Here is a 14909-nt window from a genome sequence, read left to right on the forward strand (position 1 = left end):
AGAGTCGAGGCGCGAGGAAAGGGCGGCGCGATCATGAAAAAGGCCGCCGGTTGCCTCCGGCGGCCCGCATCGAAAGCCGGCCGGGCGATATCAGCAATTGCCGTGATGGCGCAGGTAGCCGCCCCGGCAGCGATTGTCGTCGCGATGTCCGAAATGGCGGCCCCGGTAATGGTCGCGACCGCGATGATGATCCCGGCCCCGATAATGGCGACGGTCGTAGCGCCCGTGATGGCGATCATGACGGTAGTGTCGGTAGTGGTGATGATCGCCGCCGATCAGCGCGCCGCCGATGACCGCGCCGGCGATGAGCGGAATGCCGATCTCGGCGCCGTAGTTCGAATAGGCGCGGCGGCGATACTGCCCTTCGCGCTGGGCGAGGTAGTGCGACGAGGCCCAGCCGTCGCGGCCGCGCCAGTGCACGCGACACCAGTTGTAGCCGCGCGTGCAGCCGACGACGTCGACGATCGCCCCGTTCGGCATGGCGGCGATGCGCGCATAGCCGGTGCCGGGGCCCGTGCGCAGGTTCAAGTCGTTGGTGACGAGCGCCGACGCGGCAAAGGCCGAACTCGCCGTCAGCATGGCGGTGGCGAAAGCCACGGCTTTCATGAGCATCTTCATCGTATTCCTCCTGGCGCCGCTGCCCGCTCGCATGCCGGCCCCGCTTTGCCGCCCCTACGGATGAAAGGGTAACGCGGTCGGCCGTCATGGCAACCCGTTTCCGCGGCAGAGCCCGCGGCACCCATCCGGTCCGGTGTTCCGGTACGCACGGCTTGCCCGTTCCGCCAGCACGCAGATCGTCGCAGGATGCCCCAACGAACGGTTGCAGCGATTTGCGCCGTCAGGTGTTTGGTGTATATCGGGCGCGGAAACTCAGAAGCCTGCCGGGAGGAGCTCGACACCGCCATGGATCCGAGCAAATTGCGTTCACGCGCCTGGTTCGACAACCCGGACAATCCCGACATGACGGCGCTCTATATCGAGCGCTACATGAATTTCGGCATCAGCCGGGAAGAACTGCAGTCGGGCAAGCCGATCATCGCCATCGCGCAGACGGGCTCGGACCTCAGCCCCTGCAACCGGCACCATCTGGAACTGGCCAAGCGCGTGCGCGAGGGCATTCGCGAGGAGGGCGGCATTCCGCTCGAGTTCCCGGTGCATCCGATCCAGGAGACCGGCAAGCGCCCGACGGCCGCGCTCGACCGCAACCTTGCCTATCTCGGGCTCGTCGAACTGCTCTACGGCTATCCGATCGACGGCGTCGTGCTGACGATCGGTTGCGACAAGACGACACCCGCCTGCCTGATGGCGGCGGCGACGGTGAACATTCCCGCCATCGCGCTTTCCGTCGGGCCGATGCTGAACGGCTGGTTCCGTGGCCAGCGCACCGGTTCCGGCACGATCGTGTGGAAGGCGCGCGAGATGATGGCCGCCAGCGAGATCGACTATGCGGGCTTCGTGGAACTCGTCGCCTCGTCCGCGCCGTCGACGGGCTACTGCAACACGATGGGCACGGCGACGACGATGAACTCGCTCGCCGAAGCGCTCGGCATGCAGCTTCCGGGCTCGGCGGCGATCCCGGCACCCTATCGTGACCGGCAGGAAATGGCTTGGCGCACGGGCAAGCGGATCGTCGGCATGGTGGAGGAGGATCTGAAGCCTTCCGACATCCTGTCGCGCGAATCCTTCGTCAACGCGATCCGCGTGAATTCGGCGATCGGCGGCTCGACCAACGCGCCGATCCATCTGAACGCGCTCGCGCGCCACGTCGGCGTGGAGCTTTCCATCGACGACTGGCAGACCGAGGGCGAGGACATTCCGCTGCTCGTCAATCTGCAGCCGGCCGGCGAATATCTCGGCGAGGACTACTACCATGCCGGCGGCGTGCCGGCCGTGGTCAACCAGCTCATCGGCCAGGGGCTGATCCATGTGGACGCGAAGACGGTCTCCGGCCGCTCGATCGGCGAGAACTGCCGCGGCGTGGAGATCGTCGACGAGAACGTGATCCGCCCCTACGACCGACCGCTGAAGGAGCGCGCCGGGTTCCGTGTGCTCAAGGGCAACCTCTTCTCTTCGGCGATCATGAAGATGAGCGTGATCTCGCCGGAGTTCCACGAGCGCTACCTGACGAACCCCGACGATCCATATGCCTTCGAGGGCAGGGCGATCGTCTTCGACGGGCCGGAGGACTACCACGCGCGCATCGACGATCCGAAGCTCGAGATCGACACGAGTTCGGTGCTCTTCATGCGCGGGGCGGGGCCGATCGGCTATCCGGGCGCGGCGGAAGTCGTGAACATGCGGGCACCGGACTACTTGATCAAGAAGGGCGTCCATTCGTTGCCCTGCATCGGCGACGGGCGGCAATCGGGAACGTCGGGCAGCCCGTCGATTCTCAACGCCTCGCCGGAGGCGGCCGCCGGCGGAGGGCTGGCTCTCCTCATGACGGGCGATCGCGTGCGCATCGACCTGAAGAAATGCACGGCGGACATCCTGATTTCCGACGCGGAACTGGAAGAACGCCGTACTGCGCTCGAGGGGAAGGGCGGGTATCCCTTCCCCGAACACCAGACGCCGTGGCAGGAGATCCAGCGCGCCATCGTCGGCCAGATGGAAACCGGCGCCGTACTCGAACCGGCGGTCGCCTATCAGCGCATCGCCCAGACCAAGGGTATTCCGCGCGACAATCACTGAGGATGTGTTTGACGCGTGTCGACTGTGACCGACGGCGTGCGTGCGGCACGTTTCGCCGCCGGTAACGCTGGTGCCGGTCGGCCGTACGGCATGCGGGGGTCGACATGCCGTCGCACCCGCGCCAACGAGGGAACCATCACGGGTTTCGGCGGGTTCGCCGGACGATCCGCCTTCCGGGACGCGCCGTGCCATGACCGTCATCCACGCCCTGATCGGGACCGACGCCCACCACATCCTATGGTGGCAGGAATGCGTGCGCGCGGTGCTCGCCTTCGTGCTCGGCCTGGCGATGATCCGGTTGCTTGGTCGGCGTGCCTTCGGCGAGCAGACGCCGCTCGACATCCTCGTCGCGGTCATCATGGGATCGAACCTCAGCCGCGCCATGACGGCCAACGCCGCGTTCTTTCCGACCATCGCCGCAAGCTTCGTGCTGCTCCTGGTCTACTGGCTCTTCGCACACGCAGCGGCGCGCTGGCATCCCCTCGGCTTCATCATCAAGGGTACGTCCGTAACGCTGGTAAGTGACGGCGAACTCGACCGTGGGGCGATGCGACGGCATGGGGTGAGCGAGGCGGATCTCGCCGAGGCGGCACGGCGTAGCGCGATCGCTGGCGTCGACGAGTTGCACGAGGCCAGGCTGGAGCGCAGCGGCAAGATCTCAGTGATCCCGCGGTCGTAGAGCGGTCTATCCTTCGTCGGAATGGCCGACAATGTCGCTTTCGCGCGGCATTGGAATCGGAAACGGTCGAAAGGACGGCCAACGCTTTTCACCGTTGTCCTGGGGCTCGACCCGAGGATCCGACCCCGTCGGAATACGCGCGGCGTATCGGATCGAGTTCGGGCGGTAGGGCACTGCGGGCACCCGATACTGCAATCGTGGTGAGGGGTGATTGGATCCTCGGGTCAAGCCCGAGGATGACGTTCGTGGGTGGGGATGATGTCGTGAAGATCGAGAGCGTAAGGCGGTTGTCTTCGGAACCGGTGCGTGTTTTCCACGGAGAATAAACGGTTCTTATGCGCCACGGCTTTCGGCAGGACGCGGGGTGGACCGGCGAGCCCGTGCGTGCGGCGGACGAACGCATCGCGGGCTCATCTTCGCTTTCTGCCCGGCCGGCGGCGATCCGGCACGATGCGCATGGTGCGCGGATTGCCTTTTCGCGGGTCGAGCGGCATGATCGGACACGGCGCGTCCGTATGCGGCGGAATCGCGCCTACCGGCCGCGGGACGCGTGCGCCGCGTCACATTGCCTTCCCCACTAGGCGCTTAGCCGGCCGGAGGCTAGGTTCCGACCGAACGCGACCAGGCCGAACGCGACGGGGCACGACACGCATGGACAAGCAGGAATCACGCGCGGCGGGTACGTTGGCGGCGGTCTTTTCGGTCCGCCTCCTCGGGCTCTTCATGATCTACCCGGTCTTCGCCGACTACGCGCAGGGCCTGCAGGGCGCGACGGCCTATACGATCGGGCTCGCGCTCGGCATTTACGGGCTGAGCCAGGGGCTGCTGCAGATCCCGTTCGGGCTGATCTCGGACCGGGTGGGGCGCAAGTCGATGATCGTGCTCGGCTTCGTGCTGTTCATCATCGGCAGCGTGATCGCGGCGCTCTCCGGCTCGATCTGGGGCGTGGTCGTCGGGCGCGTGCTGCAGGGGGCGGGCGCCGTCGGTTCCGTCATCCTCGCGCTGGTCGCGGATCTGACGAGCGAGGACAACCGCACCAAGGCGATGGCGACGGTCGGCATCACGATCGGCGTCGCCTTCATGGTGGCCGTGGTCGCCGGACCGATCGCTGCGAGCCTGATCGGCGTTTCCGGCATCTTCTGGCTGATGGCGGTCCTCGGCTTCGTCGGCATCGCAATCACGCTCTTCATGGTGCCGCAGCCCGAGGCGAGCGTCTCGCACCGCGACGCGCAGGCCGTGCCGGCGATGCTCGGGCGGGTCCTGAAAGATCCGGAACTGCTGAGGCTCGATTTTGGCATCTTCGCGCTGCACGCCATGCTGACGGCGAGCTTCCTCGTCGTGCCGGACCTTCTCGATCGCTCGCTCGGCCTGACGGCGCACAACCAGTGGATCGTCTACCTTCCGGTGCTGGTCGTCTCGGTGGTCGTCATGGTGCCGGCGATCATCGTCGCGGAGAAGTACCGGCACATGAAGGGCGTGCTCGTCGCCGCAATCGCCGCGATGGCGGTTGCGGAAATCGTGCTGATGCTCGCGGGAACGAACGTCGCCGGGCTGCTGATCGCGTTGACGGTGTTCTTCGCCGGCTTCAACGTCATGGAGGCGAGCCTGCCTTCGCTGGTGACGAAGACGGCGCCGGCACTTGCCAAGGGCACGGCGTCGGGCGTCTATTCGTCCTCGCAGTTCATCGGCATCTTCATGGGTGGCGTCTTCGGCGGCTGGGCGCACAAGGTCGCCGGCGATCCGGCCGTGTTCGCGCTGTCGGCGGCCGTGGCGCTGGTATGGCTCGGGCTCGCCGTGACGATGCGCCAGCCGAGCTACCTCTCGACGCGTCTCGTGCGCATCGACGGGACGGGCGACACGGAAAAGCTCGCCGAGCGGCTGCGCCAGGTGCCGGGCGTCGCCGAGGCGGTGGTGATCGCCGAGGAGAAGCTCGCCTATCTCAAGGTCGATTCGCGCGCCTACGATCAGGAGGCCGCGGTTTCCGCGACCCAGGCCGCCTGAGTAGGCCGGCTTCAGGCGTTCGGCAGCAGGGCTTTGACGACGGCCCGATCGAAGCCTTCCGGCGACCGGCGGTCCTCTATGAAGCCGAAGCCCTGATCGAGTTCCCAATACGTCCAGCCGATGCCGTGCCTTTCGGCCGCCCGCCTTACGGCGCGGATCCAGGCGGTTCGGCTTTTCTCGTCGGCGCAGAAGTCGAGAACGCCGAACTCGTTCAGGATCACCGTCTGGCCGTGGCGTTCGGACCAGTTCGAAAGGCCCGCGAAATCGCTCTCGATCGCGCTTGGCGTCCAAGGGTCCGAAAACGCGTCGTTCAGCATCTTCAGGGCCTTCGCGTCGTCGTTTGCCTTCAACTCGCGAGCGAGCGCTTCCACGCGCGGATCGTCCCGGCGCGCGGGGAAGGGCAGGTTTTTCAGGCGGGCAAGCGGTGAATCGTTCCAGCTCTCGCACTGATGCGTAAAGGCCATCGGCGAATAGTAGTGCGCGGCGGCGACCGCGTTGTCGTCGGCGAGCGGCGGCGTGCCGTCGAATTCCCAGACGCCCTGATACCGCGCCGGACCCCAGATCAGCGTATGGTACGGGCATTGCGCGCGGATCGCCTTGGCGAGCGCGTCGCGCAGGGCGAGCCAGGCGTCGGGCTCCATCGGCGGCTCGTTCAGCAGTTCGGCCGCGACCTTGCCGGCGGGAAATTCGGCGACGACCGGAGCGAGCGCGCGCCATGCCGAGCGGACCATGTCGGCACCGCGTTTCGGGTCGTTCTCGAGCGCATCCGAGAGCGCGCCGGAAGGGTGCAGGTCGGCGGATACGGTGTAGCCCGCGTGGGTAAGAAGGCCGAGTGCGCCGCGAACCCGCGTGGCGGCATCCGAGGCCTTGCTGCCGCCCGCCGCGAACGGATTGCCGTCGATCGGCAGGCGAATCGAGCGGAAGCCGAAACGGGCGAGCTTTTCGAGCACGGGCCGGCTCGGTGCCTTGCCTTCATCCGTATCCGTCCATCCGGGCAGATTGAAGCCGTGCGAGGGGGCAAGGGGCTTGCCGGCCGCCGAGGCTCGGGCTGCCGTCAGCAGCGGTGCGCCGGCCGCGGCGAGCGCGAGCGTGGTGAAACGCCGGCGGTCGAGCGTGGGGAAGGCGCGCGTTTGGGCCAACGGATCAGCCCAGTCCATGCCCTTGGCCACCGGCGCGGCGTTCGTCGTCCTTTCCGGAGGAGACGAGGCGCGGGCGGAAGCCGGAATGGTCGCCGGCGTCGCTGCGTTCGACGACGATCACCGCGCGCTGCGGACCGGTGCCATCGTCGTCGCGCGCGCCGAGATCGTCGGCTGCCCGCTCTTTCGCGGTGGTCGAGGCGAAGGCGGTGATCGCGAGATCCGAGATCGCCTCGATGCGCGCGAAGCTCTCGTCGCGCGAGGAGGTGGACGCGGCGACGATGACGACGAAGTCGAAGTCGTTGCCGATCTGATCCAGCAATGCGTGGATATCGTGATAGCCTTCGGTGCCTTCCGCGTCGCGGGCGAGCACGATGGTCTCGAGGCCGCTCGCCTGATCCGTGAAGATTGCCGTTCCGCGGCGCGCCGAAATGGACGAGGCGGCGCCGGGCTGGTCGTCGTCGGCGGCGACCTCCACGACGAGCACGCGCTCGTCGAGCTGGCGCAGGCCGAGGCCGACGAGGGCGGCGGCGAGCTTGTGCTCGGACCCTTCGACGAGCGGGGCGACGGACAGCACGAAGGGTTCGGCGTGATCGTCGAGCCGGCCGAGGATGCGGCGCAGGAGCCGCAGCACCTGGAGCGAGGTTTCCGACTGCTCGGAACCGGCAAGCTCGCGGCGCAGCGTGCGGATGCCGGTGCGCGCCGAGGCCGTCGCTGCGATCGGCAGCGTATAGACGCCGAGATCGGCGATGGCTTCGCCGGCCGTTCGCTCGTTTGCGACCGCCGGTGCGGCAAGGGCCGGCGCGGCGGTGGAGACGGCGAGCGCATGGCGGGCATCGCCCTCCCGCCAGCCGCTCGGCGTCGTTTCCGGGCCGGATGCCCTCGCCATTTCGCCGTGGTCGCCCTTCGGCCCGAGAAGCAGGGCGAGGCTGCAGCCGGCCAGAAGGCCGAGCACGCCGCTGACGGGCAGGATCAGCCCCGTCTTCGGCCATGTCGGCGAAACGGGCGGTGCCGCGCTTTCGATGACGCGCACCTGCGAAAGCTGCATGCCCTTGAGCTGCGAGGTCTGCTGCGAGCGCTGCAGGAAATCGTCGAGGACGCTGCGCGAGGCGTCGGCGTTGCGCTGGAGTTCGCGCAGCTTCACGCGGTCGAGGTTTGCCGTGTCGGTCTGCGCGCGCAACTCGGAAAGCTGTGCCTTCAGCTTGTCGACGTTCGTGGCGGCAAGGTCGCGATCGGCCTTGAGCTTGCGCGTGATGCGCTCGGCTTCCTGCGAGGCGAGCCCTTCTACCTTGGAGAGCTGGGCCCGCAGGCGGCGCACGCGCGGGTGGCGGTCGCCGTAGTTCGAGCGCGCGTTCGCCAGCGCCGTGGATGCGCTGTTGTACTGCTGGCGAAGGGTCTGGGCGGTCGGCGAATCGAGGATGTCGGCGAGCTTGCCGAGGTCTTCCGGCGAATGCCCCGCATCGAGCGCCTGCTGGTAGCGGTCGCTCGCCTGGTCCGCACGGTCGCGGGCGTTGCCGAGGCGGGTCGTGAGCTGGTCGATGCGCGACTGCAGGGTGCCGCCGGAGTCCGGATCGTAGAGGTCGTGCTTGTCCTTGAAGTCCTGGACCTTGCGGTCGGCGTCGGCGACGTTGCCCTGAAGACCCTTGATCTTCGTATCGAGGAAGCGGGTGACTTCGCTGTTGGCCGTCTGCTGTTCGCTCTCGAGGGAAGCCTTGTAGCGCGCGACGATGGCATTGGCGACCGCGGCGGCACGTTCGGGTACGAGCGAGGAGACGGACACGTCGATGACGTAGGTCAGCCCCTCGCGGTTGACCGTGACGTGATCGCGGAAATTCTGGAAGGCGGCGGCCTTGGAAACCGGTTCCGGCTGCGAATAGAGGCTCTCGATCTTCGCCTTCAGGCCGCGATCGGTGTATTCAGGTGCATCCGCGAGCCCTTGTGCGTCGAAGACCTTCTTCAGGAGGTCGCGCGAACCGATAACGGATACTTGGCTGGCGATCTGTGCGCTGTCGGCGCCGAAGCCCGGCAGGACGCCGTCGAAATTGGTCGCCTTGGAACTGCGCGGATCGACGAGGATCGAGGCGTTGGCGGTGTAGATCGGCGGCGTCAGCGCGACGTAGGCGACGGCCACGGCGACGAGTGCCACGATCGTCGCCAGGACGAGAAGCTTGCGCTGCCACAGCGTACGGACGAGGGCACGAACGTCGAGGAGTGGCGGCAGGCCGTGATCGGTCCGGCTGGTATCGGTCATGGTCGCTTTCCCTGCGCACTGCGCTTGCCCGGCATGCGCGGCGCTGCAGGCGACCGGCATGAAACGGGACGAATGCACCCTTCCTACAACCGATCCGTTTAAAGAGACTTTACCCGATCGTGCCTACAGTACGGGGCAAAACGAAAAGGGCGGGCACCGACGTGGCTTCGATCGTCGACATCGTGACAGGAAAGACGCCGCTCGGCGCGCTGATGCGGGGCGGGGCGCTTGCCGGTGCCATCAAGCTTTCCAGCGCCGGCCTTTCCTTCCTGATGTTCGCGGCGATCGCCATGGCGATGGATCCCCGACAGTTCGGCCTGTTCAGCGCGACCTTCGCGGGCGCGAGCCTCGTCTCCTTCTTCGCAAGCATCGGCCAGCAGTCGACGGTCCTGCGCTTCTGGCCGCAATATGCCGAAACGGGCGACCTTCCATCGGCGCATGCCTTCATGGCACGCGCGATCGCCGTCGCATTCGCAGGCTCGCTCATCGCCGCACTCCTGACGTTCGCCGTCGGCTTCGTACCGTGGATCGGGTCGGATACGCCGGAATGGCGTTCGCTCTGCATGACGGCGGGGCTGCTCGGCTTTGCGCTTTCCTGGTCGGAATTTCTCTCGGGCGCGCTGCGCTCGAAGAGCGTGCTGGTCTTCGCGCTCCTGCCGCGCGACGTGATCTGGCGCGCCGTGGTCATCGCGCTGGTGGCGGCCGGCGCCGGCATGGGCATGCACCTTCATGCGGCGACGATCACGCTCGTCGCCGGGACGACGCTTCTCCTCGTCACGTTGCCGCAGACGGTGCAGCTCCTCGCGCAGACCGTGCGGGCGGATCGGGGCACGCTTTCGCCCGGTCAGCGGCGCGAGTTCACGCAGGTGACGCTCGGCCTGTGGGGCGCGACGTCGCTTCCCGCGGGCCTCGGGCAGGTATCGACGCTGCTCGTGGCAGCGATCCTCGGCCCCACGCTCGCCGGCCCGATCTTCGTTGCCGAACGCACGACGCGGCTCGCCGCGCTTGCCCTTTCCGGCATCAATCAGGCGCTCGCACCGCAGATTTCCGCTTCCTTCTACGGCGGCGATCGCGAGCATCTGCAGAAAATTTCAGGGCTCACCGCGCTCGGCGGCTTCGCCGTGGCGGCGGCGACGCTGGTTGTCTTCGTCTTCTTCGGCCGGTTCGTGCTGGCGATCTTCGATCCGTCCTACGCCACGGCGACGATGCACGCCGTACTCGTGCTCTTCGCGCTCGGGACCGCCGTGGCGACTGCCTGCGGACCCGTGAACCTCGTCATGCAGCTCACCGGCCTGCAGGGGACCCTCCTCAACCTGGTGGTGGTCGCGAACCTCGTCGGGCTTGCGGCAACGGCGCTCGGGACCTGGCTTTTCGGGCCGCTCGGGGCAGCCGCCACCATGGGCGCGACGGTCGCCATCTGGAACGTCATCGCCGTCGTGCTTGCGCGAAGGGCGATCGGCGTCGACACCTCGCTCCTCGGTCTGTCGGGCTTCGTACGCCCGCCAGCCGAGGCGGCACATTGCGAGCGCAGCGCATGAGAATCGTACAGGTTCAAACGCAGGCCGAGGCGGCCGGGGCACAACGCGTTTCCGACATGGTGGGTGCCGGGCTCCGGGCGCGCGGCCATTCGGTGCGCACCGTCTTCATGTACCGGAAGACCGACGCCTACGACGCCGATCCATACGCCGACTTCGTCCTTCAGGAGGCCCCGGCGGGCGCGTTCGGGCGCATGCGCGCGGTCGCCGGCCTCGTGCGCTATCTCCGTGCGCAAAAGCCGGAGACGGTCATCACCTACCAGCACTACGGCAATCTATTCGGCACGTTCGCGGCTCGGCTCGCCGGCGTGCCGCGCATCGTCGCCAACCAGAGCAGGCAGCCGCAGACAAAGGGGGTTTCCGGCCTGATCTCGCAGGTCGACAAGGCGATGGGCACCGCCGGTCTCTACCACGCCAACATCGTCAATTCGGCCTGGAACGAAGCGCAGTTCGCCGGATTTCCTTCGCGTTATCGCGCACGTCTGAAACGGATCGATCACGGCGTGGAGCGTGCCGACATGCTCCACGACAAGGCATCCGCCCGCGAGCGCTTCGATCTGCCCGGCAATGTACCGCTTGCCGTCACGACGGGCCGGCTCGTCGCGGGCAAGAACCAGATCGCCCTTCTTGGCGCCTTGCGGAAGGAAGGCGATCTGCACGCGGCGATCGCCGGTGTGGGACCGGACCGCGAGGGGCTCGAAGCGTTCGCCCGCGAGAACGGCATCGCCGAACGGGTGCACTTCGTCGGCGAATTGTCCCCGCAGGAGGTTCGAGCGTTTCTCGCAGCCGGCGATCTTTACGTCTTCGCCTCTCGCTCGGAAAGCTTCGGGCTTTCCGTCGTCGAGGCGGCGATCGCCGGTCTGCCGATCGTCTCGTCGAACCTCGACGTGCTGCGGGAGGTGCTGACGACCGACGATGGAGAAACGGCGGCGATCTTTGCCGAGACCAACGACGCGGCCGGCATGGCGGCGGCGATCGCGCGCCTGCGGGCGGACCCCGCGCTCGCGGCCCGATTGTCCGCTGCCGGCAGGCGGCTTGTGGAACGCTATGCGCCGGAGCGCATGTGCGCGGGCTACGAAGCGTTGCTTACGCCGTAGACCCCCGAGGGGCCGCTTTTCCCGCTATCGCTTTCGCATGGGCGCGATGCCGTCGATCACTTCCAGCGGACCGGCGCGGTTCAGCGTATGGACCATCGGGTGCGGCCAGTCGCCGGCCGTGCCGATGGCCAAGGGCTTGCCGAAGCGCACGGCCTGCGTGTCGAGCCGTTCAAGCGCCGCGAGGCCGAGCCCGCCGCCATAGCCGAGCGTTCCGTCCTGAACCGGCAGGGCAAGCCGGCCATTCGCCATGACGAACGCTCCACCCGGCCTGGCGCGCCTTCGATCGATGAGGATCGGGTTCGCCGGATGGGCATGCCACGGGCCTTCGAGGCGATCGGCGTGGAAGACGACCATCGTGTCCGACGTGCTGCCGAAACCGTCTCGTTCGCTCGCCACGAGCCACAGAAGGCCGTCGTGTTCGAGCAGCGTCGCGTCCGAAATCTCCCGGTCCTCGACAAGGGTCGCGGCCGGTCGCCAGCGATCGGGGAACGGATCGGCGCGATAGAGGGTCAGGCGGCGGCTCTGGCTCGCCTCGGGAAGCATCCAGATCGCGCCGTCGCGGGCAAAGACCTGCGGATAAGAAAGGTGGTGCGCCTCTTCGAGCACCGGACGCGGCTGCGAAGTGCGACCATTCCCGTCGAAGGCGACGTGGGAGATCACGGCCTTGCCGGTGGCGTGCGGATAATCCTCGACGAAGAGATGAAAGCCGTTTCCGTCGTTAAACGCGAACGGATCGGCGAAAAAGCGCGTGCCGTCGTCGGGTAGAACCTGCCACCCGGTGCCGAGCGCACCGGTTTCGGCGACGCCCGGGCCTTCGTGGAAGCGATAGCCGACCCGCCAGTGCGCCTGCCGGTAGCGGGCCCGGCGGAGAACCTCGCGCGCGAGACGGGGGGCACCATGCGAGAGGTATTGCAGGGCAAAGGACGAAACGGCGGGGCCCTGCCCCGGCACCGCGGTTTCCGGCGCAACGACGTCCGCGGCTGGATCGAGTGCGGCGACCTGAGCGACGACGAGGGTGACGGCGCGTGCGAGGACGTCTTCCAGCGCCAGGGCGACGGAGGAGGGCGTATCGACCATCGGGGCCGCGTGGGCAACGGGCATGCCGTCGCGAAGCAGCGTGATCTGCGGCAGGTCGCCGGCGGCAAGCGTCGCCGCGGCGTCGGCTTCGAAGCTCCGCCCGGAAGCGGCGAGCGCGAAGGTGGTCGCCGCGGCGTTCTTTCGCTGTCCGGCGAGATCCACGACGAGGTCGACGGGTCGGTCGTTTCCGCTGGCGGCGATCGGCGCACGCACGGCGAAGAGCGGCTCGCTTCTTCGGCCGGCCATTCGCCATTCGAACGCAAGGCTTGCCGCCGCGATGACGGGCCATGCGGCACGCGGCTCCTCGACGAGGCGCACCGTTACGGCATGGCCGACTGCGGCCAGACGTTCGCAGATTTCGACCTGCCAGCGCCGCGGACGACGCGACGGCACGTGAATTTCGATGCCGGGCATGGGTCTCCTCGCGGAACGGATACGGTCACCGTTCCACCATGGCGCGAAAGCGTTACGCCACGGTTTCGCGATCGCCGAAACGTGGCGTTACGCCGAGCGGCGGAGCATGGCGAGGAGCGCGCGGGGATTGGTGGCGAGGTAGCGTCCGGCGAGGCGGCGCGGTTCCTGCATCATGCGCCACAGCCATTCGAGGCTCATGTGCTGCAAGACGAGCGGGGCGCGGCGGGTCTTGCCGGCCAGATGGTCGAACAGGCCGCCGGACGTCTTGATCATGCCGACATTCGGCAGGCGGTGGCCATGCTCGCGCATGAAGCGCTGCTCCAGCGGAACGCCGAGGCCGAGCCAGAGAACGTCGGGCGCGAGCGCGTCGATCTGGGCGAGCTTGGCGAAAAGGGCCTCGCCTTCGAGGTAGCCGTGCGAGAAGCCGACGACGTCGAGCTGCGGATAGGCCGCGCGTGCGACGTCCACGGCCTTTTCGACATGATGCGGCGTGGCGCCGAACATGTAGAAGCGTTCGCCACCGGTCTCGGCAAGGCGCGCCGCATCGTGGAAGAGGTCGGTGGTCGCGACGCGCTCCGGCAGCGAGACGCGGCACAGAAGCCGGGAGGCGAGCACCAGGGACTGGCCGTCGGCGACGATCTGGTCGGCCTCGGCGAAGAGGGCCGCGATCGCGTCGTCGCGGTCGCAGTGTGCAAGCACTTCGCCGTTGGCGGAGGTATAGGCGAGGGGGCGATCGCCGCGGGGATGCTCGCGGGCGGCCCTCAGCATCATCCGGGCAGCGTCGGCGCGATCCAGCACCGCGATCGGCAGTCCGCCGACGGTGATCGTCTCGCGCCCGTGTGCCGCCGTCTGCCGGAGAGAACGAGCCGGTACCCTGACATTTTCCACGCTCGACATGCGCTGCTCGTTTGTTCCGATCACAGACGCATGTGCGCCCCCTCTCAAAACTGTAGGGGAGCGTTCGGGGAAAAGGAAACCGTTGTTGCGGAAAGGGTTAAGCGACGGTTGAGGGCGTGCCGGGATGGACGCAAGCGAACGGCGAAGGCGTGCGGGCGACATGCCTTCGCCGTCGGCCGGGCGGCAGGATCAGCCTTCGTCGACGAAGGCGTCGAACGCTGCGGCGTAATCCGGATGCCAACGCGAAAGCGGCGGACGGTTTTCCGCGATGTCGCCGGCCGCCCACAGGATGCGGCGCTCATCGAGCCTGCGCGTCACGTCGTTGTCCGGGCACAGGATGTAGAAATCGTCGGCGTCGAGACGCTCGAACATGAAGTCGATCGTCTGTTCCGGGGTCCAGGCGGCGTCCGGCTTCTCGCTTTCGCCGGGTCGGGTGAGGGGGGTGAAGACGAAGCCCGGGATGAGCATGCGCGCCTCGACGCGGCAGCCTTCCCGGTTGCGCAGGTCGTGCTGCAGCGCTTCGGAGAACGCCTTCACGCCGGCCTTGGCGACATTGTAGGCCGGGTCGCCGGGCGGCGTCGTGATGCCCTGCTTGGACCCGGTGTTGATCACGAGCCCCTCGCGCCCGCGCTCGATCATCGCCGGCACGAAGGTCTGCGCGACGTTGACGATGCCCCACAGATTGACGTCGATGACGTGCTGCCAGTTCTGGCGCGGGCCAAAGACGTCGCTGCCGGGCTGCACGCCGGCATTGTTCATCAGGACATCGACGCCGCCGAAGCGCGCGCGGATATCCTCCTCGATCCGGGCGACGGCTTCGAGCCGGGCGACGTTGACCTCGAATGCCGCGACTTCGGCGCCCTCGGCCGCTTCGTCGGCGACGGCCTCGCGCGCTTCGGCAAGCCGTTCGTCGCCGAGATCGACGATGCACACGGACATGCCGAGGCCGGCGAAGCGCTTGGCGGCGGCAAGGCCGATCCCCGATGCGCCGCCGCTGACGAGGGCGACGTTTCCGGAAGCAAGGGCTGGATGCATGGTCGAGACTCCGTTCGTGGTCTTGCGAATGGGCACGGCTCGGTGCGCCGGCGGCGCGAGTGGCCGAAGCGCTTTCCGATCGCGTTCGAACCGGCA

Annotated in this window: 11 protein-coding genes; 5 read left to right on the forward strand and 6 right to left on the reverse strand. The window is 67.7% G+C overall.

Going from position 1 to position 14909, the window contains the following annotated elements; all coding sequences use genetic code 11:
• Positions 1 to 90: 90 nt before the first annotated feature.
• Positions 91 to 618: an SH3 domain-containing protein gene (locus tag FJU11_RS01010; protein WP_181407992.1), complete on the reverse strand. Its 528-nt coding sequence runs from the start codon at positions 616 to 618 to the stop codon at positions 91 to 93.
• A gap of 285 nt (positions 619 to 903) precedes the next feature.
• On the opposite strand from FJU11_RS01010, the gene FJU11_RS01015 reads away from it, so the two are divergent.
• The 3 genes from FJU11_RS01015 to FJU11_RS01025 all read left to right on the forward strand — a co-directional run bounded on the left by FJU11_RS01015 (position 904) and on the right by FJU11_RS01025 (position 5371).
• Positions 904 to 2691: an IlvD/Edd family dehydratase gene (locus FJU11_RS01015; protein WP_141165137.1), complete on the forward strand. Its 1788-nt coding sequence runs from the start codon at positions 904 to 906 to the stop codon at positions 2689 to 2691.
• Positions 2692 to 2881: 190 nt separating this feature from the next.
• A complete protein-coding gene (locus FJU11_RS01020; RefSeq protein WP_141165138.1) occupies positions 2882 to 3370 on the forward strand; it encodes a DUF421 domain-containing protein in 489 nt (162 codons plus the stop codon).
• A 651-nt stretch (positions 3371 to 4021) separates the two neighbouring features.
• On the forward strand, positions 4022 to 5371 hold the full coding sequence (locus tag FJU11_RS01025) for an MFS transporter (protein WP_141165139.1): 1350 nt from the start codon (positions 4022 to 4024) through the stop codon (positions 5369 to 5371).
• 11 nt (positions 5372 to 5382) lie between these two features.
• Here the strand turns inward: FJU11_RS01025 and FJU11_RS01030 are convergent, their stop codons facing one another.
• Positions 5383 to 6510 (reverse strand): glycoside hydrolase family 5 protein, encoded by a 1128-nt coding sequence (locus tag FJU11_RS01030; RefSeq protein WP_181407993.1) that lies wholly within the window; start codon positions 6508 to 6510, stop codon positions 5383 to 5385.
• 4 nt (positions 6511 to 6514) lie between these two features.
• Positions 6515 to 8758 (reverse strand): GumC family protein, encoded by a 2244-nt coding sequence (locus FJU11_RS01035; protein WP_181407994.1) that lies wholly within the window; start codon positions 8756 to 8758, stop codon positions 6515 to 6517.
• 161 nt (positions 8759 to 8919) lie between these two features.
• Here FJU11_RS01035 and FJU11_RS01040 point away from each other — a divergent pair, with 161 nt between their 5' ends.
• Complete coding sequence (locus tag FJU11_RS01040; protein WP_141165142.1) at positions 8920 to 10296, forward strand: lipopolysaccharide biosynthesis protein; 1377 nt, start codon at positions 8920 to 8922, stop codon at positions 10294 to 10296.
• Entirely contained in the window at positions 10293 to 11390 is a 1098-nt protein-coding gene (locus tag FJU11_RS01045; protein ID WP_141165143.1) for a glycosyltransferase family 4 protein, read from the forward strand. Before FJU11_RS01040 ends, FJU11_RS01045 begins: the two co-directional genes overlap by 4 nt.
• A gap of 24 nt (positions 11391 to 11414) precedes the next feature.
• Here FJU11_RS01045 and FJU11_RS01050 read toward each other — a convergent pair whose 3' ends face one another.
• From FJU11_RS01050 to FJU11_RS01060, 3 genes are all read right to left on the reverse strand, one after another.
• Positions 11415 to 12881 (reverse strand): glucosamine inositolphosphorylceramide transferase family protein, encoded by a 1467-nt coding sequence (locus FJU11_RS01050; protein ID WP_141165144.1) that lies wholly within the window; start codon positions 12879 to 12881, stop codon positions 11415 to 11417.
• Between the two features lie 87 nt (positions 12882 to 12968).
• Positions 12969 to 13778, reverse strand: coding sequence for a WecB/TagA/CpsF family glycosyltransferase (locus FJU11_RS01055; protein WP_235890711.1), 810 nt, complete (start codon positions 13776 to 13778; stop codon positions 12969 to 12971).
• A 189-nt stretch (positions 13779 to 13967) separates the two neighbouring features.
• On the reverse strand, positions 13968 to 14813 hold the full coding sequence (locus FJU11_RS01060) for an SDR family NAD(P)-dependent oxidoreductase (protein ID WP_141165145.1): 846 nt from the start codon (positions 14811 to 14813) through the stop codon (positions 13968 to 13970).
• Positions 14814 to 14909: the final 96 nt, after the last annotated feature.

This window comes from Pararhizobium mangrovi, assembly GCF_006516965.1.
GTDB lineage: Bacteria > Pseudomonadota > Alphaproteobacteria > Rhizobiales > Rhizobiaceae > Pararhizobium_B > Pararhizobium_B mangrovi.